Annotated in this window: 28 protein-coding genes and 1 pseudogene; 25 read left to right on the top strand and 4 right to left on the bottom strand. The window is 41.0% G+C overall.

What is annotated here, in order from left to right:
- Window positions 1-489 precede the first annotated feature (489 nt).
- A complete protein-coding gene (locus EAI83_RS11940; RefSeq protein ID WP_129880098.1) occupies window positions 490-1287 on the bottom strand; it encodes a helix-turn-helix domain-containing protein in 798 nt (265 codons plus the stop codon).
- Window positions 1288-1528: 241 nt separating this feature from the next.
- Here EAI83_RS11940 and EAI83_RS11945 point away from each other — a divergent pair, with 241 nt between their 5' ends.
- The 16 genes and pseudogenes from EAI83_RS11945 to EAI83_RS12020 all read left to right on the top strand — a co-directional run bounded on the left by EAI83_RS11945 (window position 1529) and on the right by EAI83_RS12020 (window position 15002).
- Window positions 1529-2632 (top strand): tyrosine-type recombinase/integrase, encoded by a 1104-nt coding sequence (locus EAI83_RS11945; protein WP_055164292.1) that lies wholly within the window; start codon window positions 1529-1531, stop codon window positions 2630-2632.
- 18 nt (window positions 2633-2650) lie between these two features.
- Window positions 2651-4381: a tyrosine-type recombinase/integrase gene (locus tag EAI83_RS11950; protein WP_055164289.1), complete on the top strand. Its 1731-nt coding sequence runs from the start codon at window positions 2651-2653 to the stop codon at window positions 4379-4381.
- Window positions 4368-5876 (top strand): tyrosine-type recombinase/integrase, encoded by a 1509-nt coding sequence (locus tag EAI83_RS11955; protein WP_227337806.1) that lies wholly within the window; start codon window positions 4368-4370, stop codon window positions 5874-5876. The genes EAI83_RS11950 and EAI83_RS11955 overlap by 14 nt, the downstream gene beginning before the upstream one ends.
- Window positions 5860-6267 carry a DUF6262 family protein gene (locus EAI83_RS11960; protein ID WP_008374214.1) on the top strand — a complete coding sequence of 136 codons (408 nt, stop codon included), beginning with the start codon at window positions 5860-5862 and terminating at the stop codon, window positions 6265-6267. The genes EAI83_RS11955 and EAI83_RS11960 overlap by 17 nt, the downstream gene beginning before the upstream one ends.
- Before the next feature lie 20 nt (window positions 6268-6287).
- The gene (locus EAI83_RS11965; RefSeq protein WP_008374212.1) at window positions 6288-6668 is read left to right on the top strand and encodes a TnpV protein; all 381 of its coding nucleotides are present in this window, start codon (window positions 6288-6290) and stop codon (window positions 6666-6668) included.
- Window positions 6669-6715: 47 nt separating this feature from the next.
- Window positions 6716-7096 (top strand): hypothetical protein, encoded by a 381-nt coding sequence (locus EAI83_RS11970; protein WP_227337809.1) that lies wholly within the window; start codon window positions 6716-6718, stop codon window positions 7094-7096.
- Between the two features lie 139 nt (window positions 7097-7235).
- A pseudogene (locus EAI83_RS11975) lies at window positions 7236-7577 on the top strand (ATPase, T2SS/T4P/T4SS family); the annotation flags it as partial.
- A complete protein-coding gene (locus tag EAI83_RS11980; protein ID WP_021652832.1) occupies window positions 7574-8356 on the top strand; it encodes a type II secretion system F family protein in 783 nt (260 codons plus the stop codon). The pseudogene EAI83_RS11975 and the gene EAI83_RS11980, both read left to right, overlap by 4 nt.
- Window positions 8357-8365: 9 nt before the next feature.
- Window positions 8366-9391 carry a type II secretion system F family protein gene (locus EAI83_RS11985; protein ID WP_021652833.1) on the top strand — a complete coding sequence of 342 codons (1026 nt, stop codon included), beginning with the start codon at window positions 8366-8368 and terminating at the stop codon, window positions 9389-9391.
- 44 nt (window positions 9392-9435) lie between these two features.
- The gene (locus EAI83_RS11990; protein WP_044962312.1) at window positions 9436-9606 is read left to right on the top strand and encodes a Flp1 family type IVb pilin; all 171 of its coding nucleotides are present in this window, start codon (window positions 9436-9438) and stop codon (window positions 9604-9606) included.
- Between the two features lie 59 nt (window positions 9607-9665).
- Window positions 9666-11159 (top strand): DUF5702 domain-containing protein, encoded by a 1494-nt coding sequence (locus tag EAI83_RS11995; protein WP_180214086.1) that lies wholly within the window; start codon window positions 9666-9668, stop codon window positions 11157-11159.
- Between the two features lie 195 nt (window positions 11160-11354).
- The gene (locus EAI83_RS12000) at window positions 11355-11954 is read left to right on the top strand and encodes a hypothetical protein (protein WP_237972017.1); all 600 of its coding nucleotides are present in this window, start codon (window positions 11355-11357) and stop codon (window positions 11952-11954) included.
- An 11-nt stretch (window positions 11955-11965) separates the two neighbouring features.
- Window positions 11966-12382 carry a prepilin peptidase gene (locus EAI83_RS12005; RefSeq protein ID WP_129975497.1) on the top strand — a complete coding sequence of 139 codons (417 nt, stop codon included), beginning with the start codon at window positions 11966-11968 and terminating at the stop codon, window positions 12380-12382.
- On the top strand, window positions 12379-12810 hold the full coding sequence (locus EAI83_RS12010; RefSeq protein WP_021652838.1) for a TadE family protein: 432 nt from the start codon (window positions 12379-12381) through the stop codon (window positions 12808-12810). Before EAI83_RS12005 ends, EAI83_RS12010 begins: the two co-directional genes overlap by 4 nt.
- Before the next feature lies 1 nt (window position 12811).
- Window positions 12812-14242 (top strand): DUF6382 domain-containing protein, encoded by a 1431-nt coding sequence (locus EAI83_RS12015; protein ID WP_129975499.1) that lies wholly within the window; start codon window positions 12812-12814, stop codon window positions 14240-14242.
- A gap of 157 nt (window positions 14243-14399) precedes the next feature.
- On the top strand, window positions 14400-15002 hold the full coding sequence (locus EAI83_RS12020) for a rhomboid family intramembrane serine protease (protein ID WP_092071668.1): 603 nt from the start codon (window positions 14400-14402) through the stop codon (window positions 15000-15002).
- Here the strand turns inward: EAI83_RS12020 and EAI83_RS12025 are convergent.
- On the bottom strand, window positions 14969-15643 hold the full coding sequence (locus EAI83_RS12025; RefSeq protein ID WP_092071665.1) for a two-component system sensor histidine kinase NtrB: 675 nt from the start codon (window positions 15641-15643) through the stop codon (window positions 14969-14971). The two genes, EAI83_RS12020 and EAI83_RS12025, sit on opposite strands and share 34 nt — an antisense overlap.
- Before the next feature lie 130 nt (window positions 15644-15773).
- On the opposite strand from EAI83_RS12025, the gene EAI83_RS12030 reads away from it, so the two are divergent.
- Together EAI83_RS12030 and EAI83_RS12035 are read left to right on the top strand one after the other, a co-directional pair.
- On the top strand, window positions 15774-16178 hold the full coding sequence (locus tag EAI83_RS12030; RefSeq protein ID WP_015525628.1) for an HIT family protein: 405 nt from the start codon (window positions 15774-15776) through the stop codon (window positions 16176-16178).
- A gap of 23 nt (window positions 16179-16201) precedes the next feature.
- On the top strand, window positions 16202-16729 hold the full coding sequence (locus EAI83_RS12035; protein WP_118368464.1) for an RNA polymerase sigma factor: 528 nt from the start codon (window positions 16202-16204) through the stop codon (window positions 16727-16729).
- 64 nt (window positions 16730-16793) lie between these two features.
- On the opposite strand, the gene EAI83_RS12040 is transcribed toward EAI83_RS12035, so the two are convergent.
- The gene (locus tag EAI83_RS12040) at window positions 16794-17861 is read right to left on the bottom strand and encodes an undecaprenyldiphospho-muramoylpentapeptide beta-N-acetylglucosaminyltransferase (RefSeq protein WP_044962288.1); all 1068 of its coding nucleotides are present in this window, start codon (window positions 17859-17861) and stop codon (window positions 16794-16796) included.
- 92 nt (window positions 17862-17953) lie between these two features.
- On the opposite strand from EAI83_RS12040, the gene EAI83_RS12045 reads away from it, so the two are divergent.
- The 3 genes from EAI83_RS12045 to EAI83_RS12055 all read left to right on the top strand — a co-directional run bounded on the left by EAI83_RS12045 (window position 17954) and on the right by EAI83_RS12055 (window position 21306).
- Window positions 17954-18796 carry a DUF4367 domain-containing protein gene (locus tag EAI83_RS12045; protein ID WP_129975501.1) on the top strand — a complete coding sequence of 281 codons (843 nt, stop codon included), beginning with the start codon at window positions 17954-17956 and terminating at the stop codon, window positions 18794-18796.
- 66 nt (window positions 18797-18862) lie between these two features.
- A complete protein-coding gene (locus EAI83_RS12050; RefSeq protein WP_049947028.1) occupies window positions 18863-19342 on the top strand; it encodes a DUF6147 family protein in 480 nt (159 codons plus the stop codon).
- 347 nt (window positions 19343-19689) lie between these two features.
- Complete coding sequence (locus EAI83_RS12055; protein ID WP_129975503.1) at window positions 19690-21306, top strand: MBL fold metallo-hydrolase RNA specificity domain-containing protein; 1617 nt, start codon at window positions 19690-19692, stop codon at window positions 21304-21306.
- Between the two features lie 117 nt (window positions 21307-21423).
- Here the strand turns inward: EAI83_RS12055 and EAI83_RS12060 are convergent, their stop codons facing one another.
- The gene (locus EAI83_RS12060; protein WP_015525634.1) at window positions 21424-21672 is read right to left on the bottom strand and encodes a TIGR03905 family TSCPD domain-containing protein; all 249 of its coding nucleotides are present in this window, start codon (window positions 21670-21672) and stop codon (window positions 21424-21426) included.
- 174 nt (window positions 21673-21846) lie between these two features.
- Between EAI83_RS12060 and EAI83_RS12065 the strand changes: the two genes are divergently transcribed.
- The 4 genes from EAI83_RS12065 to EAI83_RS12080 all read left to right on the top strand — a co-directional run bounded on the left by EAI83_RS12065 (window position 21847) and on the right by EAI83_RS12080 (window position 26745).
- A complete protein-coding gene (locus tag EAI83_RS12065) occupies window positions 21847-22548 on the top strand; it encodes a 5'-methylthioadenosine/adenosylhomocysteine nucleosidase (protein WP_015525635.1) in 702 nt (233 codons plus the stop codon).
- 78 nt (window positions 22549-22626) lie between these two features.
- On the top strand, window positions 22627-23007 hold the full coding sequence (locus EAI83_RS12070; RefSeq protein ID WP_021652849.1) for a hypothetical protein: 381 nt from the start codon (window positions 22627-22629) through the stop codon (window positions 23005-23007).
- A gap of 113 nt (window positions 23008-23120) precedes the next feature.
- The gene (locus EAI83_RS12075; RefSeq protein WP_129975529.1) at window positions 23121-24290 is read left to right on the top strand and encodes a class I SAM-dependent methyltransferase; all 1170 of its coding nucleotides are present in this window, start codon (window positions 23121-23123) and stop codon (window positions 24288-24290) included.
- Between the two features lies 1 nt (window position 24291).
- Entirely contained in the window at window positions 24292-26745 is a 2454-nt protein-coding gene (locus tag EAI83_RS12080) for a hypothetical protein (protein ID WP_110102759.1), read from the top strand.
- Window positions 26746-26825 lie beyond the last annotated feature (80 nt).

The raw sequence follows: 26825 nt of genomic DNA on the forward strand, positions 1-26825 counted from the left end.
ACGAAGGGGCAGTTCACTGAAATGTCAAAACTGCTTTTTCGTTTACCCCATCATCGATTCTAACCTAAAGAATTTGTAGAATTCAAAAATTTAATATGAAATGTGAGATAGAGCGTATGGAAATAATCTATACGTTCTATTTTTTTGCCTTTTTTGAAAAAGTGATTAAAAAACTATTGACATTTTGTTACTGGTAGAAGCAGATGGTTATAAAAAGCTTTTGATAACTATGAGTGCAAAAACAGATAGCTGCGAAAATTTATTATGAGCTAATAGCAAAATTTGATATTTTGTGATATTGAGGGTATGGGGAATCGTAATCTCCATTAAGTTCGTCAGAGAATCATAATCCAGAAATGGGATTTTGAGTTACTCTAGGCGATACTTGCTTTAGAAAATGATTTGCCATAATGAGTTAGAACATGGGAGGAGGAAGCGTTAAAAAAAGAGAGAGCCATAAGCAACTCTCTCTGTGATAAAACCAAAAAGTTATAGTATCAGTGATTCGGTAAGATTACAAAAATCCTTAACAGGAATATTTTCTTTAAGTGGTAAAGCTGTCTCTAAAAAGGTTTCGTCTGCAAATCTTTCGAGTTCAGAATCAAAATGTATAATAGAAGCATTTGTATTTAATTGGTATGGCGGAATTGTAATAAAATAATCATAATCTTCATAAGAAGGAGTGGCGCAAGAAACTTTGATTTTTCCGTCCAATTTCAATTTTGCAAATTCTCCATAAATGGCAGTTAAGGCTTTTTTTCTTTCTTCATCAGAAGTAATTCTATCTACATATCTAATATACCAATAATCTATAGTTCCCTCTTTTAATTCAATTAAATAATCGTATGATCTGGGTGTTCCGGATTTTATTGTCCATTCAACTTTATGCAGACTTGTCATCATGGAAAGTCCACGCATTAAGGTAGAAAAAAATTTTTCATGCACCTGAACAGTAGAGAGATCCAGAGAAAATCCATTGTCTGCAATTATCTTTTTCCGTTCCTGTATTTTCTTAGAAGAATATCCCGTTGCATCATATAATTCTTGGATAAGTTCTGGATCATCAATGGCTTTTGCAATTTTATCAATAGTGCTTTTATATGGTCTTCCAGATCGGGCACCGTTGAGCATTCGTGAAATGGTTGCATTATTTAAGCCTGTTTGTTCAGATAATTCTTTTTGTGTTTTTTTCTGTAAAATGATTTGAAGTATATTGATGAATCTTTCCTGATCGTAAACGCTGTCAGGATTTATTAGTGTGCCTGAATTTGATATAAATTCGTTCATGCAAATCTCCTCTTGACTTCTTTGACTTTGTATAAATTGACTTCTTGTATTTTATCTTATCAATTATATCCCTAAAAATCAATTTAAAACATAAAGAAATCAAAAAATGCTTTATTGATATTCTTACAAAAGTCAAAGAAATCAAAAACGTAATTGACATTTTGACTTCTTTGTGTATAATGTAGAATTAAGAAGTCAAAGAAGTCAAACAAATCAAAACGAAAGGAAGGAGGGCTGTGGATTGAAATATAGGGTTGTTTCGGTTTTGAAAGATAATAGACCACGTTTTTTGATTATTTCTGATATTGAAGAAATTGAAATCCTTCCATCAAAGTATTTGAAGCATCTGGATCAGATTAATACTTCTCCGAATACTGTAAAATCCGCAGCCTTCGCACTTTCATATTATTACAATTATCTGCAGGAGCAAACGATAGGATTGGATGAGATTACATTGCTATCCTATTCAGAGCAGAATAAACATTTTATTGATTTCTTGTATTGGGTTAAGAGTGGAAAGCATACTGAGCATAATACACAGACGAGCAATAAGACCTGCAATATGTATCTTGGTGCAGTCTTCAGATACTACCAGTTTTTGGCACTGGAAGATGTTTTGCCAATGCTTAAAGTCTTACGAGTAAAAAAAGTATCATATTTTGACAGTATGGGAGTAAATCATCAAAATGCAGTGAATTCGTTTAAAGGTTTCTTCAAAGAAGAAGAACCTAATCTGGAAGAAATAACATCCGAAGAAATACAGGAGCTGATAAATGCCTGTACGAATGATAGAGATCGATTGCTGATAGCAATGATGGCAGAAACCGGTCTTAGATTAGGGGAAATTCTAGGAATCCATTATACCGAAGATATTGATTTTGAAAGAAGGACGGTTCGGGTAAGGTATCGTGAATCCAATACCAACTTGGCAAGAGCAAAAAATGCAGAATATAGAATGGCTTTGTTAAGTAATACAACTTTTGAGTTCTTGGTTAAGTACATTTCTGATAACCGAAAAAGTCTGATGAACTCGGAGTATCTATTTACAAAATTAACTGGAAAAAACAAAGGAGAGCCATTAGATGCGGATTCTGTGTATAGCATGTTGAAAAGGCTATCCAAAAAAACGGATATCAATTCCCATCCGCATCAGCTCCGACACTATTTTGCGGAGGAAAGAAGAAAAGAAGGATGGGATTTGAATGACATTCGTTTTGCCCTGGGGCATAAGAAAGTTGAAACTACCATTAAATACTTGGGTGAAAATAATGAACGATTGGTAGAAGCGACAGATCAATACTACTCAAATAATGAAAATTTATACCAAATTGCAGATTTTCTGTAAAAGGAAGGAGGGATTACCTTGGCAGTATTAAAAATTGTTCCGAAGTTATATCAGGAAAAAATACCTGAGAAATTAAAGGAAGAAATATCTTTAGTTACGACTGGAGAAGCAAAATACTATAACCGGTTATACAAATTTTTTCAGTATACAGATATACAGTGTACTGCAGATATTAACTATGAAACGAGAAAAATGTATATGGACTCTCTTGAAAAAGAGGATATTTCAGAAAAATATAAAGCGGAATTACTGAGCTTATTTGATCGTTTAAAAATAGAAAATATGCCGGATGTCTATTCACAAGGAAAGCCCTTCTCTGTAGAACAGGAGTTTTTTAAGCAAGACAAATTGTTTTTGCTGTATGTCCCCAATAAGAAGAAAGCACAATCTTTCCGTCAGGTGGTTGATAAGAATGATTTGTTATGGGACTTAACGAGGATACATTCATCACAGTTGGTGCGACAGACAAAAATATTGCTGTGTGAAATTCTGAATATGGATAAGGTACAAAGACATCGAAGATATTTTTTAGAACCATTAAAAGCACTTATACGGTTTTGCGATAAGTACGGAATAGATGATATTGAAGAAATGGAACAGGCAGACGAAAACAGATTTTATCTGTATTTAAACAAGGAGTCGGAAATTATAAAAAAACAGGCTTCTAAGATTGTTGAGTTTGCGAGAAGAACATTATTTCTGACAGATTCAGAGACAAATTGGCGAGCGTGTATCTGGTATATGGATAGGTTTCAGTTTGATAAATCGAGAATCAATGCTAGTTCACCTGTTAAAAGCCTTTCATTTATTAATATTTACGAAAAAGAAAATCGTTGGTATTTACAATTATACGCAAAATATTTGGTCGGGATATCGGATCTGTCTTTATCAAATATCCGAAATACAATAAGTTTTATTTCACAATTTTTAAAATATCTGGATGGACAGAGTAAGAAAGTAACTGAACTGGAGATACAAGATATAGAGGGTTATGTGTCTGTTTTGGATAAGTCCGATATTAAGTATTCTACTTTTAACCGATATATCACACATATGCATACATTTCTACAGTTTTTGAAAATGAAAAATATTGAAGTGTTGAAGTTTTATCCGGAACGATTTTTAAAAAAAGGTTTTTCAGAACACAATGAAAGAAGTGTTCCAGAAAAAACAATTGCTCATCTGATTAAGGAGCTGCCGGCATTCCCAGAGCATTTACAGTTGATGTATTTGATTTTGTTTTGCACAGGAATTAGGAAAAGCGAGGTTTGTACAATAAAATCGGGAGCCTTTTATTCACAAGGCAATGAGAATTGGATGCGCATATATCAAAGCAAAATGCGGAGAGAAAAAGTCATTCCTGTTCCCAGTTTATTGGTTGGACTGGTGAATGATTATGAAAAAAAGTACGGAATAAAAAATGGGGAGTATTTATTCAAAAATAAAAAGGGTGGTGCATTTAATGGACAGACATTTTCAAATCAGATGATTCGGGAGTGTAAGGTTCGTGGGATTGCCTGCGGAGATTATATCTTTAGAGCACACGATTACAGACATAACCTTGCAACTTCAATGTACGGAAATGGGGTTTCTATACAAGGGGTACGAGATTATCTAGGACATTCAAGTGAGAATATGACAAAACAGTACATTGATTTCATGCCGGAACGTATTGTATCGGCTGAAGATAAATATTTCTCTAAAAATCAGTCATTTAAATTGAAAGGAGCAGAAGATGATGAAAGGTAATATTAATTTGATTTCGTATGACTGTTATCAACAAGCTACAGAAAAACAGTTGGCAGGACTGAAATGGAAGGAAAACAGGGTGTACTACATATCAGAGATTCATAATGAAAAGATGCAGGATGAGATTTATGGGTATATCGATGATAGATGTAGACGTTTGTCATTATCAACAGTAGTAAATGATATTTACAGATTTGATCTGTTGAAAGAATTTCTGAATGAGAAGTGTACAAGTTGTAGTAGCATCACTGATAAAAAATGGGAAGAACTGGAGAGAAGTTATAAAGCATTTTTATATAAAAAAGGATTGGCGCTGTATGTTAGAAGAAATAGACCGGATAGGCGGAATGTTGAGCAACAAAGTAGCGCTCAGATTTCTTTTCTGAAAATGTATTATGAGTATGTTGTGAAGTGTAAAACAGCAGATATTCCAGAAAATGAAAAAGATGTATGGGATATGAGAAAGTTGGATATTGTGCCAAGGAGTAATCCGATTCGTGGAAGATATAGATTAGATTTTCGTGAGATCAGGCAGAAAGAATTTAAAGAGATAATAAAGAAAATATTGTATAGCCACTGCCAGACAAAAGCAATGGGTAGTATAAAAGGTGAATTGCGTGGATTCCGTCGGTTTGCTAGTTTCATGTATGATCGATTCCCAGAAGTAAAGCACTTTACAGAAATTAGCAGGGATATGATAGAAGATTATCTGGTTTATATAAAAACGGATACTGGTCTTACATCAGTCAGTTACACGACAGAGCTGTCGGTTTTGGATAATCTGTTGGATGAAATAGGGCGTGAACTGGAAATAGGAAATATATGCAACCTTTTTCTGTCCAGTGATTGCAGAGCATATGACAACGCTTTACCAGAAGCGTATTCAGATGCAGAAATCAGAAGATTTAATTGTGCATTAACAAAATTAAAGCCCCAGTTAGGCAGATGTTTAATAATACATCAGATGCTCGGTACAAGAATAGAGGATACGTTGACTTTGCGAAGGGATTGCTTATCTGAGAAATCTGGACATTATTTTATAACTATTATCCAGCAGAAAACAAGGAAATATAAAAGACCAGTTAGCAATCAGCTGGCAGAATTGATTAGAAAAGCAATAGAAGTTTCAGAAAAGGAGCATCCAGATTCAGAATATATTTTTCTGCAAGATAATGGAAAATTGTATACAGATTCAATGCTGAAATATCATGTAAATATCATGATTTATGAAAATGATATCAGGGATGATAATGGAAATTATTTTGAGTTTCGTACACATCGTTTTAGACATACTTTTGGAGTAAAACTTACAGAAATGAAATTAGATGATGATAGCATTGCAAGGCTGTTGGGGCATAAGGATACACGAACCATACCACATTATCGGCGGTTAAGAAACGAAGCATTAGCGGAGGATACAAAGGCTGTACGAGATGAAATGAATGAATTATTAGCACAATACAGGAGGGAAAAGGAAAATGCAGAAACACGATAAAATGGTAGCACTGGCAAAAGAAAAAAGTGCGGAAATGACGGAAACAGCAATAACAGCTATTGAAACAATGTATAGAAAAAATATAAAAATTTCAGTTGCTGAACTTACAAAACTAACAGGACTTTCCAGAGGTTTTTTCTATAATAATCCGAATGTGAAACAGGTCATGATGGAATTGAAGGAAAAACAACAGGGAATGATATTGCGAAATCCTAAAAGTGATGCTATTGCAAAAGCACAGGAAGCACGGATTAAGAGTTTAGAACAGAAATTATCCGATAGTGTTCCGAAAAACGAATATGAAAGTCTTCAGAAAAAATATGAAGAATTACAGGTGAAATATAGTCAAATGAAAAAGGGAACACTGTTGAAGATGTACGACCAATTATAGGAAGAAAAGGAGAATATTTTATGCAGAACGAAATTTATGATGAGAAAAATGGACTTACTTATATGTTATGTGGTGATTATTATTTGCCAAAATTGGCACTTACAGATATCGAACCAACTTATGGGAAATATGGGATGCTTCGTAAAAGCTATTTACAGGAACACAGAAAGGCAAAATATCAAATATTGTTGTTACAAGGAAAACTTGTCGAGCATTTGAATCAGATTGATGCAGAAGCAAGGGATAGGGAAGAACAATTAGTAAAACAGATGATGGAGAAACAAGGAATTACAGAGAAATTAAAAAGGCAGGACAACATGGAATGGACAAGGAGGATGAATGCCATTTGTCATGATGCAGAAGAGATGATTTTGACGGAAATGATATATACAAAAGGATAATGAACTGCATTGGATAGCAAGAATTTTGCAGCCCGGATAGCAAAAAAGTGGAAGTCCGGATAGCAAAAAAAAGGAAGTCCGGATGGCAAGATTCTTGCTGTCCGGAAAGACAAAAAAGTGAGGGATTAAAAATGTTGGTTAAGTACATAATAAAAGTGTTTTTATATTTAATTCTTGCAGTAATGACATTGATTCGCTGGTTATTAAAAATTCCGATGATGTTGGGAAATATTTTGCTTTACTTTTTATCAATTATATTTATTCTGACAGGTGTTTTGAGTTATGGATTTGCATTGGAATCTGCAAGAGAATGTGGGCGAATGATAATAATTGGGATGGCATTTGGTGCAATACCAGACTTTGTCCCATTTTTGGGAAAAAGTTTAGAGACATTGGTTGCCAAACTGTTAAGTATGACAAATGAATGAGAAAGTCAATATGAAAGAGGGCTGTGAAAGGCTCTCTTTTCTTTTTGCAACTGTGGAATGGCAAGATAATAACGTTATATACAGTGTATATTAAGTGCAGATATTGTATTTCTGCATGATGGGAACATAGGGAGTCCATATAAAGAGCCTGAATACGGGACATGATGGAAGCCTTTCAACACTTCATGCAAACAGCAGTCAGGATATGCTTTCCCGAATTGAAACGATGACATTGATGGGGATCGATCTTCCCCTGGAAGCGATCCGAAGGCAGATCGCTTCCGGGGTAGACATTCTGGTACATCTCGGGCGTATGCGGGATAAAAGCAGAAAGCTGCTGGAAATCACAGAAGTATGTGGATTTGAAAACGGAGAGATCCAGACCAGGCCGCTGTATCGCTGGGAAGAAGGAAAGGGACTTGTAAAAACCGGAGAACTTTTGCATTGTGAAAAAATGAAACGGGCAGGAATCAGACTATGAAAGAGCGGAAAGGAAAGAATCAGAAATGGAGATCTACGAGGAAAGATTACAGGATGTATCATTTTACGGGGAAGGAGACTGCAAAGTATCTTCTGGAGGGAGCTGCCGTATGCGCTGCAGCCGACTATCTGTTTTATCAGAGCCTTCCTGTGTTGCTGTTTATGCTTCCAATACCAGTGCTTTTTCTGAAAATGCAGAGGAAAAAATGCACTGCACGGCAGCAGAGGGAGCTGAATTACCAGTTCCGGGATGCTCTGACGGCCATGAATGTGGCGGTACAGGCCGGCTATTCCGCGGAGAATGCGGTGCGTGCCAGTGTAAAGGATCTGGGGAGACTTTATGAAAAGGGAAGTGATATCCTGGATGAATTTCGGTATATCGAAAGCCAGCTGCGTCTGAGTGTTCCGGTGGAAGAGCTGTTCCTGGATCTGGGAAAACGCAGCGGAGTGGAAGATATTGAAAATTTTGCAGCAGTATTTTATACAGCAAAAAGAACAGGCGGGGATATGACGCAGGTGATCCAGAAAGTAGCCAGAATGCTTAGTGATAAGATTGAGGTAAAAAAAGAGATCGAGGCAACGCTGGCCGCAAAGAAATCGGAACAGATGGTTATGAGTATCATGCCGGCCGGTATCATCTGCTATCTGAAACTGACTTCGCCGGGATTTTTGGATGTACTTTATGGGAATCCTTTCGGAATCTGTGCCATGACAGTTTGCATGGTGATCTATGGCTTGTCTTACTGGCTGGGTGTGAAGATTGTAGACATAGAAGTGTAGGTGAGGATAATGTGGATACATATTTTGATATTTATGGTGATCCTTGGGGTGTTTCTGGCAGGAAAAATGGGGCGGCTGCCTCCGGAAGCCGGAAATCCGGAAGAAAAGAAACTGTTTATACGGATAGCGCTTACCGGAAATATCATCGGTATGCTCCTGACATTTCAAAGTGGCGGAGATAAGGTTTATTCATCCGGATACCGTATGGAAAAAGAGGAGACAGGTGCTTATGAAGAGAAATTCAAAGTATCTGTAGACGGAGAAGAAGCCGGTTCCCTGTATGTGCAGGTGCCGGAAAAAGAAACAGAAGGATCCGAAGAAGAACCGGAAACAGAACTTAGCGAAGAACAGCAGCGCGAGAAAGAGCTGCAGGACATGATCGTACAATATAATCAGAAAAAAAACGATCCGCAGTACTATTATCTTCCAGATGAATGGAATGGAAAACATCTTGAATGGGAGCAGCCAAAAGACAAAACAGGAAACCTGCTTTCAGCTCTTGGTCTGGCAGCAGCGGCAGCAGCTGTCATTGCAAAAAAACGGGAAGAACAGAATGCTCAGATAAAAAGAAGAGAACAGATGCTGATGGATTACCCAGGACTGATCATGAAATTTACCCTTCTGGTGCAGGCAGGCTTAACTGCCAGAAAAGCGTTCCAGAAAATAGCACTGGATTACGGAAAGAGAGAAGATGGTAAAAAACGTGAGGCTTACGAAGAAATCCGAGTAGCCTGTTATGAGATGGACAGTGGGATTTCCGAAGCAGAGGCTTACCGGAGATTTGGAGAACGGTGCGGACAGGTAAAGTATAAAACTCTGTCAACACTACTGATCCAGAACCTCCAGAAAGGAAGTAGGTATCTGGCCGATCTGCTGGAAAAGGAATCCGTGGAAGCCTGGGAGGAGCGAAAAAGAAAAGCAAGAGTGCTGGGAGATACAGCAGCAACAAAACTGCTTCTTCCGATGGTCTTGATGCTCCTGGTGGTGATGGCGGTGATCATGCTGCCGGCATGCCTTTCCTTTTACGGAGGGTAGGACTGGAGAACAGAGAAAGGAAATGTGAGGTGACAAATGAAAATATGTGGAAGTATGTAAAAGAATTTGCGATGGAAGAGGATGCGGTGGGTGTTGTGGAGATCATCCTGATTCTGGTGGTTCTGATCAGTCTGGTCATCATCTTTAAGGAACAGCTTACAGCACTTGTTAAAAAAATCCTTACAAAAATCACAAAACAAAGCAATACGATCTGAAAATAAGAAAAAACGGTGATATCTGCTGATATTTTCGTTTTGGAAAGGAGAGGTACCCCTTGGCAGGAAATGTGAAAAAAGGCAGCATTACGATCTTTCTGGCTCTGATCTTGAGCCTGGTTCTTTCTCTTGTGTGTGCCAGCATTGAATCTGTACGCATGGCAGCTGCCAGGACACAGATACTTAACAGTATGGATATTGGCTTATATTCCTTATTTGGACAGTATGACCGAACGCTTTTGGAAGATTATGAGCTGTTTGCACTGTATGCAGGTGGAAAAGAAGAACTGGATATGGCTTCTGTATATGATGATTTTCAGACTTATATGAAACCTGTATTGAAACAGAACAGTCAGAAACTGGAGCTTCTCCAGGGCGGATTCAATGGTTATCAGCTTCTGAGCGACGGAAAAGGCGAGATTTTTTACCAGCAGGCTGTTCAGTATATGCGTGAAACTCTGGGAAGCCAGGGGGTACAGACTCTTCTAGGAAAACTGAAGGATCAGGAAAAGAAGACAGAGGATGCAGAGAAAAAAGGAGAACAGGCAGAAAATAAAGGAACGTTGGATTCCTATGATTCTGCTATTACGGACGCTGCGCAGAAGAGCGAAGAAGCCAAAAAAGAACAGGAACAACAAAAAAACCAGGGAGATTTTTCGGATGCAGGAAATGGGGATGATTTTACCGGCGGTGTTGATGAAAGCGTGGAAAATCCTATTCCGATCATCAGAAGAGTCCGTAAAATGGGACTTATTGATCTGGTAGTACCATCCGAACGGGGAATATCGGATGCGGTTACAGACAGAAAAAGCCTTACATCCGGAAGAAAGCTCCAGACAGGACTAATGTTGGATACGGATATACGATCCGATAATTCGTATACGTCCGGAATATTGTTTGGACAGTATCTGCTAAAGAAACTGGGAAATTATCGAAGACCGGCAGCGGCGGGGTTGAATTATCAGGTGGAATATATTCTTGGAGGGAAGAACAGTGATCGGGAAAATCTGAAGTCCGTGGCAGGAAAACTTCTGGTGATCCGTCAGGGGGTTAACATGGCATATCTGCTTTCAGATGGTGGAAAACGGATACAGGTCGAAACACTGGCGCTGGCGATTGCATCAGGTTTTCTGATCCCACCGGCGGCAGCAGTGATCGAAGCGGCACTGATCTTTTGCTGGGCATTTGCGGAGAGTATTCTGGATGTCCGGGAACTTTTTGCAGGAGGACATGTACCTCTTATAAAAAACTCCTCAGACTGGCAGCTGTCTTTGAGTAATCTGCCCAATATCCTGGACAAACTGGATTCTTCAAGAAAGGATGCAGGGAATGGAATGTCTTATGAGGATTATCTTCAGGTTCTGCTTATGGTGAAAGGAAAACAGGATAAAGTTCTGAGAGGAATGGACATGATCGAGTGCTCTGTACGTGAAAAGGGAAAAAGACCGGGTTTTCAGATGGATCACTGCATCACTGCCATGGAAGCGTCTGCAGATGTAAAAGCAAATAGACGGAAAATATTTACAGTTACACGTCAGTATGCGTATGAATAGAAAGAGAGGTGTACAGGGATGCTTTTTCAGAAAGAAAAAGAAGATAAAAATCAGATAAACAGACTGGATCAAAAAAGAGAAAGGCGCTCTCGAAGAGCTTTTTTCCTGCTTTCCCCGATAAGCCGGAAAACGCTTTCTGGAAAAGTATCCCTGTGCACCTTTCTGAAAAAAGCAAGTCTCACCCTGGAGACGGCGATGGCTTTGCCGCTGTTTTTTTTCGGAGTGCTCACGCTGCTTTCTTTTATGGATATTTACAAGGTACAGACGGAGCATCTGACCGGCTTGTGCCAGAAAGCAAAGGAAGCAGGTATGTATGCGTATGGTGCTGGCGGTTCAGGTACAGAAACGATCACATTGCCGGACATATATTCCTATCAGCCCATAGGCGGTCTGATCCCGCTTCCTAAAATATGGTTCCATAATACGGTAAAGGTTCATACGTGGAATGGTGTGGTATACGAAAATGGAAAGGATACAGTGGAGAGCCAGCCTATGGTGTATGTGACAGAATCAGGGAGTGTGTATCACAGAAAACTGGGGTGCAGTTATCTGAATCTGTTTGTTCAGCAGATATCAGGCTCTTCGGTTAAAGCTTTAAAAAATGCATATGGAGAAAAGTATCAGGCCTGTGAGCTGTGCAGTCGTGGGCAGGAACCGGCCGGAGTGGTATATATCACAAAAAAGAGTAACCGTTTTCATAACAGGGAAAGCTGCAGCGCATTGAAACGATCTGTACGGATGGTGAAAGAAACTGAGGTTTCCGGTGAAATGAGTGCCTGCGGGCGATGTGGCTGAAGGGAGAGATCATGAGCAGTGTAAAAATTTGCATGACTGTACTTCTTGTAATTAATACCTGGACAGATATCCGAAAAAAAGAAATCTGTTTACCGGTGCTTTTTATATTTCTGGCAGGCGGGATCCTGTGGCGGATCAGGCAGGGGCTTCTCTGGCCGGCAGGGATTATTTCCATGGGAATCGGAGTATTTATAATTTTGATCGCTTTGATCAGTGGAGGAATGGTCGGATTTGGAGACGGATTGCTGATACTGACAATGGGCTCTGTGCTGGGAGCCGGAGAACTGGCAGGGATCCTCTGTGGTGCATTATTGTTGTGCGGAATCTACTCAGGTATTGAGTATCTTATGCTAAAAAAGAGTCGAAGTGAGGAAATTCCTTTTGTACCGTTTCTGCTGATCGGATATTTTGGAGGGATATTTTTGTGAGAAAAATAAAAAAGGGAAGCTTTACAATAGAAGCTGCATTGCTCATGCCTCTGGTGCTTATGATACTGATCGGAGTGCTGTATCTGGATTTTTTTGTACATGACAGAGCATATCTCACTGCGGCAGCTTATGAGGCAGCAGTCAGCGGCAGTATGGAAGGATATAAAAAGAAAGGGAACATATATGAAAAGGCGGATATACAGGGAAGAATGCTGGGAGATATCGGGCTGCCGGGAGGAGAGAATCTGAGCATGCAGACAAATGCAGGAAAAACTGTGAAAGTAACTTACAGACTGGAAGTACCTGCCGGGTTCCTGGGGCAGAAATGGAAGCTGGAAGTCAGTGGTAAGGCAAAGCCTCTGCGGCCTGTGGGATGGATTCGCAAGGTAAAAGGAACTGTGGATATGCTGGGAGAGGTGACGCCATAAAATGAGAACGGAATATAAAAGAGATATGAATCATAATTATCTGATCCTGACAGGAGATGAGAGAATCGATACAGATTCTTACCAGGTAAGGATGATCGTGGCCAATGCTGTGCCGGATCTTCTTCAGTGTCGGATACAGGGAATCGACGGAAAATTCATGGTGTATTATGATATAACTTCCAGGCATTCCATGACTGCGCTTTTTGAGGAAAAAAAGATGGATCTGGAGTCGCTTCAGGTGATACTGGGAGGCTTTATACAGATCATGGAAGAAATGTCCGAGTATCTTTTGAATCCCTGTCAGCTGATCCTGGAACCGGAATATATCTATCTGGATGCGGAAAGAAAAAGTGTCCGATTTTGTTATCTTCCGGGATTTCATGGGGAAATACAGAAACAGTTTCAGAGTCTTGCGGAGTATATCCTTCCAAAGCTGGATCATGAAGACGGAAAAGCGGTCATGTTGGGATATAATGTATACAGACGTGCATTGGAGGACAGCTTTCATCTGGAATACATCAAGGAAGAGTTATATAAAATATGTAACGGCGACGAGGAAGATTTTTCTCCATATGAAAAAAAGAAAACAGTGCTCCAGGAAGAAAACAGGATGACTGAGGAGGAAAAAGCAGAGGATCTGTGGCAGGTGGAAGGCTGGGAAAGAGCCAGTGTGTCCGGAAATGAAAAACAGAAAAAATCTTCAGCGGACTCACAGAAGCGGAAAACAAACAAAATATGGAAGCCAGTGGCTGGATTTGGTGCAGCATTGGTGCTTCTTCTGGGAATTACGGCAGGAATGGCCGGCGGATATATTCCAAGAATAAGCAAAGAAATTTTTCTTCTGGGAATTCTTGCAGCAATGATACTGGGGATGCTGAGCTATATTTTGATCAAAAAAGTCTGTGGAAAAAAGAAAAAACTGGATACGCCGGTGCCTGAGCAGAAATATGGTGCGGCGGAAAAAGAGGCAGCTGTATATTCTGAAGATCAGAAAGAATCTGGTACGCTGTCAGGGAGCAATGCCGATGACAGCAGAAAAGAACTGGAAAAGATCAAAAAAAATATCCCGACAAAAGCGGAAGATTTTTTAGATGGATTTGGTGAAACAGTAGTTCTTTCGGCAGGTGCATCCAAAGGTCCTGCTACATTAGTAAGCCGGGAACCGGGGGAATTGGCTACCATTTATCTGGAAAAAGATATCACAGTGATCGGAAAACTGGAAACTGCGGCGGATGCAGTGATCAATATACCAACTGTCAGCAGGATCCATGCCAAGATCCGAAAAAGGGAGGGGGCATATTATCTGGCAGATCTGAACTCCAGAAATGGGACTTCTGTAAATGGACAGCTTCTGAAAACAGGAGAAGATTATTTGCTGGAGGATGAGGATGAAGTCGATTTTGCACAGGCCCGTTATATTTTTTTGAAATAACAGAGCGAAAAATCCAGTTTTGTATCGTATTAACATGGGACAGTAGGTTGTTCGCCTGATGAAAATCTGTTAAAATAATGAAATAAATTCGAATTTTCAGATTATAACAGCGAGTTATGGGAAATATTTCCGGAACCGCTGTGGAAAGAGGCCGGAATTGGAAGAAATAAAAAAAGAACCTGTGACAGTTTTACTGATCCTCATAAATACGCTGATCTTTCTTGTGGTGGAATTTACCGGCGGCTCGGAGAACGGGCAGCATATGCTGGAATGCGGTGCTGCTTATGCACCGCTGATCCTGGAACAGGGACAGTGGTATCGGATGTTTAGCAGTATGTTTCTGCATTTTGGTGCGCCGCATCTGATCAATAATATGTTGGTTCTGTTTGTGCTTGGCCAGAGGCTGGAACCGGTAACAGGAAAGATAAAATTTTTTCTGATCTATATATTTGGTGGTCTGGGCGGAAATATGCTCTCTTTGTTTTTTGATATGTATGCAGGAAACGCTTCTTTATCTGCAGGAGCTTCCGGAGCTGTTTTTGCAGTCATGGGCGGTATGATCTATGTGATCATAAGGCACAGAGGAAGAGTGGCGGATCTGACTGTCAGACAGATGCTGATCATGGCCGCATTTTCACTGTATTTCGGATTTGCAAGTGAAGGCGTGGATAACGTAGCGCATATAGGCGGTTTGTTGAGTGGTTTCCTGATCGCTGTAATTTTTTATCATCCCAGAAAAATATGGAAAACAGTTCCCTGACCGGGAGCGCTCTCAAGCGTAATGTCTCCACTGTGAGCCTGAGCAATCTGTTTTGAAACAGCAAGCCCAAGTCCGGTCCCGGATTCCTTGGTTGTGAAAAATGGCTGAAATATCGTAGCCTGCTGTTCCTTTGAGATTCCACATCCGTTATCCCGGATATCAATGCGGATGCCGGAATTTTCCGGAATGGCAGAAAAAGAAATCTTTCCTCCGGGAACGGGAACGGCTTCCCATGCGTTTTTCAGAAGATTCAGAAGCATCTGCCGGACACGGATCCGGTCAAGAGCTATCGATGGCAGTGAATCCGGAATATCTGCTTCAAGCGTGATCTCCAGATAATCCAGGGTAGGTTTTATGGAGGAAAGGATCGTTCGGAGGTAGCTGCAGGTGTCAATGTTTTCTCTTTTGACATGGCCTGCATTATTAAATGCAGAAAGTTCATCAAGAAGTTCTTTTACATAATCAAGATTATCCATAACATCATCCCAGTGCTCATATTCTTTGACCTCAGGATGTGCAGATGCGATCATCTGGAGTCCGCTGTTAATAAGAGTCAGAGGATTCCGGAGTTCATGTGAAAATTTTGAAAGTGTATAATGAAAATCGTTTTTTAATTTACTGACTGTAGTATCGTTGCACATATTATCACCTCGAAAAAATATTAACATCAGAAATTTCAAATATCAACAAGAACAGTATTGAAAAATTCGAGAAAATACGACAAAATAAGAATATAGATAAAATAATTTTGCAAACAAGGAGGACAAAATAATGGGAGATTGCATATTTTGTAAAATCGCAAATGGAGAGATTCCATCAGCAACACTTTATGAGGATGAGGAATTTCGCGTGATTCTGGATCTGGGACCGGCAAGCAAAGGACACTCATTGATCCTGCCGAAAAAGCATGCAGCGAATATTTATGAACTTCCGGATGAGACTGCTGGAAAAGCAATGATCCTGGCTAAAAAAATGGCAGGAAAGCTGAGAGATGCACTGAACTGTGATGGATTTAATGTTGTGCAGAACAATGGAGAGATCGCAGGACAGACTGTGTTTCATTTTCACATGCATCTGATTCCGAGATATGAGGGAGATGGTGTTGGTTTAACCTGGAAACCCGGAGAACTCAGCGATGAGGTGAGAGATGAAATCTTAAAGAAAATTAAAGAATGACAAATAGCCACTAAAGAGGAAAAATGAATAATCAGACATTTGAAGAGTTTTATCTTAAATACCGAAAAATATCCAGAGGGTATGCGTATGGGGTTCTCCATGACTGGAGTGCTGCTGATGATGTCAGTCAGGATGTACTTTACAAAATGTATACTATAAAGGATGGCCTGAATATTGATAATGAAAAGATGATGTTTTCTCTGATCAAGAGGGCATCTATGAATAAGGCTTTGGATTATATAAAGAAATCAAGCTCCAAGCATGAGTTTGTCTGTCAGGAAGAAGTTGCGGCATTTCTGGAAGAACAGAATTCGGTCGATGCGGAAGAGGTATTTCTGCGTAAAGAGAAGAAAGAATTTATGTATATGGTGCTGAGAAGATTTCGAAAGAAACAGCCGATAAATTATGAGATCTTAATTCAGGTCAAATATCTGGAGATTTCCGTTGAAACAGTTGCAGAAGAATATGGTCTGACGAAAAGTGGTGTCAATAACAGGATATATAAAGCGAAGCGCTGGCTGCAGGAAGAATTTCGCAAAGTATACGAATAAAAGAAAACCCTGCCAGCCCGGAAGGGAGTGGCAGAGTTTTCATATGGCTGTTGTGGAAATATAGTCAGGCTCTGGCGCATTCTTCAATAAGATCAGTGATCTTACTGATGGAATCTACCTGGCCGTTTCCTGCCATAGCATCTGTATATTTCTGACGATCGGTATAGAGCTGGCGGATGGTTTCCAGAAGCTTTTCTTCTGTGATCTCCTCTTCTTCCAGCACTTTACTGAAGCCCTGGCGTTCAAAGGATCGTGCGTTAAGGATCTGGTCACCACGACTGGCTTTGGCAGAAAGCGGGATCAGAAGATTTGGCTTATGAAGCTCGCGGATCTCACAGATCGCGTTAGCGCCTGCGCGGGAGATCACGATATCAGCCATGGCAAACAGATCCGGAAGCTCGTCCTGGATATATTCATACTGGACGTATCCGGCAGTACCGTTGAGAGATTTATCGGTTTTTCCCTTTCCGCAGAGATGGACAACCTGGAATTCCTTCAGAAGTTCAGGGAGGATCTTGCGGACATTATCATTGACAGAAGCAGCTCCCAGACTACCACCGATAACCATAAGTACCGGTTTGTCAGCAGTGAAACCACAGAATTTACGACCGTTTTCCGCATTTCCGGAAAGAAGTTCCTGGCGGATCGGAGTTCCTGTAAGAACTGCTTTGTCAGCTGGAAGATTGGCGACTGTCTCAGGAAAATTACAGCAGATTCTGGATGCAGAAGAGAGACAGAGTTTATTGGCAAGACCTGGAGTCATGTCGGACTCGTGGATCAATGCGGGGATTTTTAAACGTTTGGCCGCGATCACAACGGGAACCGTAACGAAACCGCCTTTAGAAAAAACAACGTCCGGTTTCAGCTCTTTCAGAATCTTTCTGGCCTGGCTGAATCCCTTCAGTACACGAAACGGGTCAGAGAAGTTTTTGAGATCGAAGTAACGTCTCAGCTTTCCGGATGAGATTCCATAATATGGGATTCCAAGTTCTTCGATCAGTTTTTTTTCGATTCCTTCGTAGGAACCGATGTAGGAAATCTTATAACCAAGCTCCCTGAGCTTTGGAATCAGGGCAATATTTGGAGTTACATGTCCGGCAGTACCACCGCCGGTAAGTACGATGTGTTTCATTTGGATTCCTCCTGAATAGTCATATACTATCATTAAATATGAACTCTAACGGAGGAATTGTCAAGGAAAGATAGGATTACAGGAGAAAAATAATGGAAAATTTCAGGGATGCCGAACTGAAAAAATGGTTGGCAGAAGAATATGAAAAAGAAACCGAAGAGATGGAAAAAATCCTGTTTCCAGATGGAGTGATTCCTGATGATGGAGAAACAGAAGAGGAGGCAAAGGCTGCTTATCAGAGGCTTGTAGAAAAACTGAAAGCAGATGGTGTTTACAAAGAAGACGAAACTGACAGTATTAAAACTGATGATCATAAAGAGAATGTAAAAATCGTTTATCTGCCCGAAAAGAAAAGTCATAAAACAGCTCGCGTAGCGGCAGCAGTACTTGTATGCTCAGCCGGTATCTTCGCCGCAAGCATGACCAGCCAGGCGAACAGGAGTTATTTTATTGATTCTGTGAGGTATTGGGCTGGGGATGATACGAGTATTTCAATTGAAAATGATGAAGAAAATGAGAGAGCGCAGAAGGATGAGCAGATGGCGTTAGATGAAGTGAAAAATAAATTAAATTTAAATACAATTCCCCAATTTATGTACAGACCAGTTGGACTTAAATTTAAAAGCTATGAAATTAACACGGATATTGGCAATGCTTTGATAGAGTATGATTATAAAAATGTAATTATAACATTATATATTAATGATCATAGTGATGGCAGTAAAAATAGTGATTATAATTTAGATGGAGAAACATTAGAAACACTTAAGTGGAAAGATGAAAATATTGTAATTGAAATAAAAAAAATAAAAGATAATCAGGATAAAAAAGAAAATTATGTTGCTTATTGGAAGGATAATACCGCTTTTTATGAGATAAGTGGAAAGATGGAAAAAGAAGAATTTTTAAAAATGATAAAAAACATAAGATTTTGACGAGATAATTTATTTCTTAACTCGTATATATATTGTAATGGAAGTTTAAAGGTGGAAAGGCACTATATGAAAGAGAAAATGAAAAGAATTGTGCGAAATTTATTATTAGTATGCTGTTGCAGCATATTGTTTGCGTCACCTGTAATGGCAGAGAATTTATCAGATGATTTTTCAGTGGATACGGATACAGATGCGGATTATGCTGAAGATACTACATACAGTATGTTAAGAGGCAACAATTTAAATTTTGGAACAACTTCTGTGAAAAAAATGGCTAGCAATAAGGTGGCTGTTTCAGGAATAACACAGTGTCATCATGTTTGTGATAAAGTATATTTGGAGATATATTTGGAACGGAAAGTAAAAGGTACATATTCTACTTATAAAAGTTGGAGTTATACAGCAAACAATGTAGATCATTTAAATAAGGGACTGACAGTTATCGTTCCGAGCGGTTATTATTATCGCGTACGAGGATATCATGCAGCAAAAGATGGAAGCAAGGAATCAACTACAACATTAACCAGCGGTGTTTTAGTAAAATAACAAATCAACTCTCACATCCCCAGCGATGTCACACCCCAAAAAATAAAAAAATCCAGTAAACTTTACATTACCTTCGCTGGGGAATGCCTAAAAATTCTGAATAATATCAAAAAACCTAAAAAAATCCCCTTAAAAAAAGAAACATATTTCACAAAAAGACTGTCAAAAAACATATATTTCGTGTATAATAAATACAATAACAAACCGTTAATAAACAAAAAGTCGATTATTTCTTCTTGGAATTGTATATCACAGCGTTTCTGGACGATCGGATATCACAGAGAGATCCTTCAGGCTTTTTTTGATATGGAAATTTCAGAACGTGGGACGGAAAAGGGGGCTTGTGCATGAAGATAACATTTATCGGTGCTACGCATGAGGTGACTGGAAGCTGTTATTATCTGGAAGCGGCAGGACGGAAGTTTCTGGTGGATTATGGAATGGAGCAGGGACCGGATTATTATGAGAATAAGGAGCTTCCGGTGGCTCCGGGTGATCTGGATTTTGTGCTTCTGACACATGCACACATGGATCATTCCGGAAATCTTCCGGCCTTGTATGCAAAAGGCTATCAGGGGCCGATCTATGCGACAGAGGCAACTTGTAATCTCTGCGATATCATGCTTCGTGACAGCGCACATATCCAGATGTTCGAGGCTGAGTGGAGAAACCGAAAGGGGCGGAGAGAAGGAAAACCGGAATTTATTCCTGCGTACACTATGGAAGATGCCATGGGTGTGCTCCGGAACTTCGTCAGATGTCCATATGATAAGATCATCAAACCGGCAGAGGGAATCGAAGTAAGATTTGTGGATGCAGGACATCTTCTTGGCTCCAGCAGTATTGAAGTCTGGATGACGGAAGAGGACAAAACAGAAAAGATCGTTTTTTCCGGCGATATCGGAAATATCAATCAGCCGCTGATCAGAGATCCGGTATATATCCGAGAGGCAGATTATGTTGTGATGGAATCTACCTACGGAGACCGCAGTCATGGAGAACGTCCGGATTATCCGGCAATACTGGCAGAGATCATCCAGAGGACCTTTGACAGAGGCGGCAGTTTGGTGATCCCGTCCTTTGCAGTAGGCCGTACTCAGGAAATGCTGTATTTTATCCGACAGATCAAAGAACAGGGACTGGTTCACGGCCATGATGGTTTTACGGTATATGTAGACAGTCCCCTTGCCAATGAGGCAACTACGATTTTCAGTGAGAATGCATATACCTGCTATGATGAGGAAGCAATGGATCTTTTGAATAAAGGTATCAATCCGTTATCCTTCCAGGGATTGAAGACCTCCGTTACTACCGATGATTCCAGAGCTATCAATTTTGATGAGGACTGCAAGGTGATCATTTCCGCCAGCGGTATGTGTGATGCTGGTCGTATCAAACATCATCTGAAACACAATCTGTGGAATCCCAGAAATACCATTCTTTTTGTTGGATACCAGGCTATCGGAACTCCGGGACGGGCATTATTGGAAGGTGCTGTGGAGATGAAGTTGTTTGGTGAGACTGTGCAGGTAGCTGCTGAAATATGCAAAATGTCGGGAATCAGCGGTCATGCTGATGTAAACGGACTTATAGAATGGGCGAAAGCCTTTGAGACGAGACCAAAACACGTATTTGTTACGCATGGTGATGATACGGTGACGGAGATTTTTGCCCAGAGGCTTAAAGAAGAGCTTGGGTATGATGCAACAGCACCCTTTAGTGGAACTGAATATGATCTTCTGGAGAACCGGTGTATCCATGAGGCTGTCGGTGTTCGGATCGTAAAGGCAACTGCTTCGCCGAAAACAACCAAGGCTGCTCGTGCATATGAGAAGCTGCTGGCTATGGGACGTCGCCTGATGTCCGTGATCCGGAAGAATGAAGGCTGCCCCAATAAAGATCTGGATCGTTTTGCAAGAGATATCCAGTCACTGTGTGACAAGTGGGACAGAACAGATATTTAACCGGATAACAAAGATAACATTGAAACAATTATTTTGTCAAATCATCATAAAATCACCCTGCGGAAATTTTTCGCAGGGTGATGATAAATCCGATATACAAAATAAGATTATGTGAGATCAGCCTTCGTTCAATGCCTGGCGGATGGCTTTTGCAAGCTGATCCGGACATGAAGTTGGTTTGAATCCGCAGCGGATGCCTTCCAGACGGGAGATCACTTCATCTGCATCCATTCCCTCTGCAAGTTGTGCAACACCCTGTGTGTTTCCGGAACATCCGCCTGTAAACTTGATATTGTGAACTTTTTTATTATCGTCGATCTCGAACTCAATTCCCTGAGCACAGACGCCTTTTGTCTTATAAACCATTCTGGTTACCTCCTGTTCTGTTTATTTATCGATTATAGCATCTCTCAAAAAAAGTTTCCATAAAAAATAAAATTTGTTATAATGAACAATGTAGAAAAAGAAAAAGATACTGCTGAACGGAAAAAACTGTGAAATTCAGCGGGATATCATATTGAAAGAGAGGATTTACAGATCATGAAATGTGTTGGAATCATAGGAGCAATGGAACAGGAAGTAGCAAGACTGAAAGAGGTTATGGAGAATGTATCCATTACTACCAGAGCCGGAATGGATTTTTATGAGGGTGTTCTGGAAGGAAAGAAGGTAGTTGTGGTACAGTCCGGGATCGGTAAGGTAAATGCCGGCATGTGCACCCAGATCCTGGCAGATCTCTTTCAGGTGGAAGCGGTGATCAATACCGGTATCGCAGGAAGCCTTAACAATGATATCAATATTGGAGATATCGTACTTTCCACAGATGTTCTTCATCATGATATGGATGCAACCGGATTCGGATATCCGAAGGGACAGATCCCGCAGATGAAAGAGTTTTCCTTCCAGGCAGATGAGTGCCTTCGTAAGATCGCACATGATGTATGCGAGGAAGTAAATCCGGAGATCAGGGTTTTTGAAGGAAGAATTGCTTCCGGAGATCAGTTTGTATGTGATCAGGGTGTAAAAGATAATATTGTAAAGGAATTCAGCGCCTATGCTGTTGAGATGGAGGGCGCAGCGATCGGACAGGCAGCAGCTCTTAACGGGATTCCATTCCTGATCATCCGTGCTATCTCAGATAAAGCAGATAATAGTGCAAACATGGATTATCCGGCTTTTGAAAAGCTTGCAATTGAGCACAGCGTACGTCTGACCCAGGGAATGCTGAAACGGATGGCCTGATCGGAACTTTGGAGGGAACCGTCATTTTTCTTCTGCATATACTGTAAGAGATAGCAGAGAGAGGACAGCAGAAGAGTTATGATCTATCCAGATTTTTATCCGTTTTATGCTACACAGGGAAGTCCTGGTTTTTATAATGAAGAGAGAGAACAGGAAAAGGAATTTGATCTGATGAGATCATACTATCCGGATACAGCCCGAAGGATCCAGGAAAAAGCGGAAGCACAGTGTCAGCTTTTGGATTATGAGGGAAGCCGGCTGTATGATGAATATCCGGATCGTTTCATGCTCTATCACATCTGTCACCAGGTGAAAGGACAGATGGAAGGAGATACCAGTGTACAGGAGATTCCAGGAGGGTTCCTGGATGATCTGATCGAAGTGCTGGTGTATCAGGAGATTTCCAGACGAAGATGCAGGAGGAGAAGGTGCAGAAAATGTTTCCGCACTGAGTATTAAAATGGCGGTTTACCCATGAACGATACAGTGATACTGGCAGAAGCGACCAAAACTGGTTCGCACAACATCTGTCCATATACAATAAAACAAAAAGTGAATATAATGGAAGTATGATGAAAACAATAAGGGAATTTTTAGAAGAACAGATTAATGAACAGCTGATACAGGCTGTTGTCAGTGGCCGCAGGACTGGCGAGGGACCTTCCAAGGTGAAGCTTCGTCCTGTGGAGCTGAAGGGTCAGATTTTTTACCAGGCGTCCATGACAGAAGGGACGAAGGTTTATCATAAGAATTTTACCAGGGAAGAGATGATCGCTTATCTGGAGCATGCCATGGAGGAATTTCGTCAGCTTCAGGCAACCGGACGCAGTCAGGATGGAAGTATCCTTATCAGCAAGAAAGGGAAAGCAACCATCAAAACAAAACAACACGGGCCTGCACAGAATGAGAAGATAAAGATCGCTCCTCATAACCGGGTGAAACAGTACATTCTCAGAGAGGGAACGGCAGCTCCGTTTCTGGTGGATCTGGGAGTTATGACAAAGGATGGAAAGATCGTTGCTTCCAGATATGACAAGTTCAGACAGATCAATCGCTTTCTGGAGTTTATCAGGGATATCCTTCCGAAGCTTCCTAAAGACAGAGAGATCACGATCCTGGATTTTGGCTGCGGAAAATCCTATCTTACTTTTGCTATGTATTATTATCTCAGAGAACTGGAGGGTTTTGATGTAAACATCATAGGGCTGAATCTTAAGGAAGATGTGATACGGCATTGCAGTGAATTGGCCAGATCTTATGGTTATGACAAGCTGCATTTTTACCAGGGAGATATTGCAGGGTACGAAGGCGTTTCTTCTGTGGACATGGTGGTGACACTTCATGCCTGCGATACAGCAACAGATTTCGCTCTGGCCAAGGCAGTGGAATGGGGGGCTCAGGTGATCCTGTCTGTTCCATGCTGTCAGCATGAACTGAATCGTCAGATCCGAAACGAAATGCTCCAGCCTGTTATGCGTTATGGGATCCTGAAGGAAAGAATGGCAGCTCTGATCACAGATGGTCTTCGTGCTGAGCTTCTGGAAAGCAAAGGATATGAAACCCAGCTTCTTGAATTTATCGATATGGAACATACACCAAAGAATATTCTGATCCGCGCAGTAAAAACCGGAAAGAAAAAGAGCAGGGACAGTTTTTCGGATACCATGAAGGCTCTTCATGTGGCTCCTACCCTGGATAGGCTTCTTTATCCGGAAGAGTCAGCCTCACAGAAGGGAGAATGACATGATGAAGATCCTACGTAAGGGAGCGATACTGCTGGTGATCTTTGTGGCAGTAGTAGCCGGGACCTCATTTCTGATGAACAGTCAGTCTACAGATAACCGCTCAGATATGAACGATGCCACACTTCCAGAGGTTATGGTAAAGATCGGAAGTACCCAGGCAAATAAGATGTATGGATACAGACAGCAGATGCAGACCGATTTCATGAGAGGAAGTATTACTCCGCTGGATACGACCAAAAAAGTGTCTTTTGAGATCAACCCATATGCTGATACAGTAACAGGGCTTGCTTATGAGGTACGGACTTCAGACGGAAGCAAGGTTATGGAGAACCGTAAGATCAAGAATCTCACGAAAGAGGACAACGGCTGTTTAAGTACAGAGATTGAGATCGGCAGTGACCTTCGCATGAACCAGGAGTATTCCATGCAGATCACGCTGGATACCAGTGAGGGGGAAGTCTACTACTATACAAGAGTGGTTTCCAGAACCCAGTTGAATACAGAAGCGTATCTTCAGTTTGTCAAGGATTTTTCCACAAAGTGTCTGGACAAGGAACAGGCAGATACGCTGACCGGATATCTGGAAGCGGAGGATATTTCCGGCGGAACGAATTACAATAATATTTCCATCAGTTCTGGACTTTCCAATATCAGCTGGGGATCCCTTTCTCCGAAGCTCTACATGGAAGGAGTTCCGCTGATCGATGATATCAATGAAACGACTGCAAGTATCACGCTGGATTATCAGGTTTCCGCACAGGATGATGAGGGTAAAACCGAAATTTATGATGTTACGGAATTTTACCGTATGCGTTATACAGAAACAAGGATCATGCTGCTGGATTTTAAACGTTCTGCAACGAAGGTATTTGATCCGTCTCAGAAGGTAGTTTCCGATGCAGGCCTGCTTCTGGGTGTCCGTGACAAGAATGTCACCTATGCTTCAGACAGCAGTGGAAAGATCGTTGCTTTTGAGCAGGATGGGGATCTCTGGTCTTATGCACCGTCCAGCGGAAAGATCACAAGGATCTTCAGCTTCCGCAAAGAGGAAGATAACGATTCCAGATATGTGCGCAACGAACATGATATCAAGATCATCCGAGTGGCAGATAACGGGGATGTGGACTTTGTATTGTACGGTTACATGAACCGTGGTGTTCACGAGGGATACAGCGGTGTCTGTGTTTATCACTACAACAGCGACCGTAATGTGGTGGAAGAAAAAGTATTCATACCAAGTACAGAATCCTACGAGTTCCTGAAGGAAGATCTTGGAACACTCACTTATGTAAACAAAAACAATCAGCTGTTTCTGCTGTTTGCACAGAAGCTGTATCAGGTAGATATTGAGACAGGAACCTCACAGGTTCTGGAAGAAGGAATCAAACAGAACCATTTTGTTGTGTCAGATACCAAGGCACATGCAGCATGGCTGATCGAATCCGGAGATGATGCAGGGAAGATCCGGGAAATTGAATTTGATTCTCTGAAAACAAGAGATATTTCGCCGGAAAGCGGAAAAAATCTGAGAGCTCTGGGATTTATGAATGAAGATCTGGTATATGGGATCCTTTCCGATGAAGATATTCTTACGGATGCCAACGGACATGAAACAGAGGGAATCAGTACATTCCGCATTGAAAGCTTTAAAGGAAAGGTGAAAAAAGAGTATCGTCAGGATGGCCTTTATATCACCAACGTAACGGTTGGCAGTACCATGATGGAGTTTGAACTTTCTGCAAAATCGGGGAATGCTTATACAGTCCAGAAAAAGGACAATATCATGAATAACAAAAAAGCATCCGGAAGCCAGATAGATGTAGCATTGATCACTACAAACCGTGCAGGAACGCTGATCCGCCTGACCATGACTCAGAAACCGGAGACAGACAGTCCGCTGCTTGTTTGTTCCAAGATCGAGAGTACTGAAGACTCATCGGTAACATTGGATACTACCGTTCCACAGGGAGAACTTTATTATGTTTATGCATATGGTTCTCTTGACCGTATCTATACCGATCCGGCTGCAGCTGTGAAACGCGCGGATGCGCAGACTGGAGTGGTACTTAACCGTGCGCAGCAGTATGTCTGGGAACGTGGAAACAAAAAAACAAAGCTCCAGATGAATATAGAGGATGTACCGGAAAGTATACGTACAGCCAACTGGAAGAAAAAAGAACTTCAGGATAGCCTTGGTGATATGGGAACGGTGATCGATCTGACCGGCTGCACTCTTGACAATGTTCTTTATGAGGTCAGTGCCCAGAGACCGGTGATCGCCAAGACAGGAGAAAATTCCAGTGTGGTGATCGTAGGCTATGATGAATATAATACCTATCTTTATGATCCGGCAACAGGGCAGATCAGCCCGTATGGAATGAATGACAGTACAGCGCTGTTTGAGAGTGCCGGAAATGTATTTCTCACCTATATAGAAAACGTCATAGAGTGATGCTTACAGAGCAGGCCGGATGAAGGCCATGGGGTTACAGCAGGATGGCAAGACGGGAGTTCCCGTTTGGCATAAATCGG

Origin of the sequence: Blautia sp. aa_0143 (assembly GCF_004167315.1) — a bacterium.
GTDB classification, from domain to species: domain Bacteria; phylum Bacillota; class Clostridia; order Lachnospirales; family Lachnospiraceae; genus Blautia_A; species Blautia_A fusiformis.

Bases quoted from the DNA above. Each gene is read 5' to 3' on its own strand.
- EAI83_RS12075 (WP_129975529.1), top strand. From the start codon at position 23,121: ATGAAAACAATAAGGGAATTTTTAGAAGAACAGATTAATGAACAGCTG.
- EAI83_RS12065 (WP_015525635.1), top strand. From the start codon at position 21,847: ATGAAATGTGTTGGAATCATAGGAGCAATGGAACAGGAAGTAGCAAGA.
- EAI83_RS11985 (WP_021652833.1), top strand. From the start codon at position 8,366: ATGTGGATACATATTTTGATATTTATGGTGATCCTTGGGGTGTTTCTG.
- EAI83_RS12015 (WP_129975499.1), top strand. From the start codon at position 12,812: ATGAGAACGGAATATAAAAGAGATATGAATCATAATTATCTGATCCTG.
- EAI83_RS12060 (WP_015525634.1), bottom strand. From the start codon at position 21,672: ATGGTTTATAAGACAAAAGGCGTCTGTGCTCAGGGAATTGAGTTCGAG.
- EAI83_RS11980 (WP_021652832.1), top strand. From the start codon at position 7,574: ATGAAAGAGCGGAAAGGAAAGAATCAGAAATGGAGATCTACGAGGAAA.
- EAI83_RS12025 (WP_092071665.1), bottom strand. From the start codon at position 15,643: ATGTGCAACGATACTACAGTCAGTAAATTAAAAAACGATTTTCATTAT.
- EAI83_RS11955 (WP_227337806.1), top strand. From the start codon at position 4,368: ATGATGAAAGGTAATATTAATTTGATTTCGTATGACTGTTATCAACAA.
- EAI83_RS11965 (WP_008374212.1), top strand. From the start codon at position 6,288: ATGCAGAACGAAATTTATGATGAGAAAAATGGACTTACTTATATGTTA.
- EAI83_RS12005 (WP_129975497.1), top strand. From the start codon at position 11,966: ATGAGCAGTGTAAAAATTTGCATGACTGTACTTCTTGTAATTAATACC.
- EAI83_RS12070 (WP_021652849.1), top strand. From the start codon at position 22,627: ATGATCTATCCAGATTTTTATCCGTTTTATGCTACACAGGGAAGTCCT.
- EAI83_RS11990 (WP_044962312.1), top strand. From the start codon at position 9,436: ATGTGGAAGTATGTAAAAGAATTTGCGATGGAAGAGGATGCGGTGGGT.
- EAI83_RS12035 (WP_118368464.1), top strand. From the start codon at position 16,202: ATGAATAATCAGACATTTGAAGAGTTTTATCTTAAATACCGAAAAATA.
- EAI83_RS12080 (WP_110102759.1), top strand. From the start codon at position 24,292: ATGATGAAGATCCTACGTAAGGGAGCGATACTGCTGGTGATCTTTGTG.
- EAI83_RS12040 (WP_044962288.1), bottom strand. From the start codon at position 17,861: ATGAAACACATCGTACTTACCGGCGGTGGTACTGCCGGACATGTAACT.
- EAI83_RS12030 (WP_015525628.1), top strand. From the start codon at position 15,774: ATGGGAGATTGCATATTTTGTAAAATCGCAAATGGAGAGATTCCATCA.
- EAI83_RS12055 (WP_129975503.1), top strand. From the start codon at position 19,690: ATGAAGATAACATTTATCGGTGCTACGCATGAGGTGACTGGAAGCTGT.
- EAI83_RS12045 (WP_129975501.1), top strand. From the start codon at position 17,954: ATGGAAAATTTCAGGGATGCCGAACTGAAAAAATGGTTGGCAGAAGAA.
- EAI83_RS12000 (WP_237972017.1), top strand. From the start codon at position 11,355: ATGGCTTTGCCGCTGTTTTTTTTCGGAGTGCTCACGCTGCTTTCTTTT.
- EAI83_RS11960 (WP_008374214.1), top strand. From the start codon at position 5,860: ATGCAGAAACACGATAAAATGGTAGCACTGGCAAAAGAAAAAAGTGCG.
- EAI83_RS11940 (WP_129880098.1), bottom strand. From the start codon at position 1,287: ATGAACGAATTTATATCAAATTCAGGCACACTAATAAATCCTGACAGC.
- EAI83_RS12050 (WP_049947028.1), top strand. From the start codon at position 18,863: ATGAAAGAGAAAATGAAAAGAATTGTGCGAAATTTATTATTAGTATGC.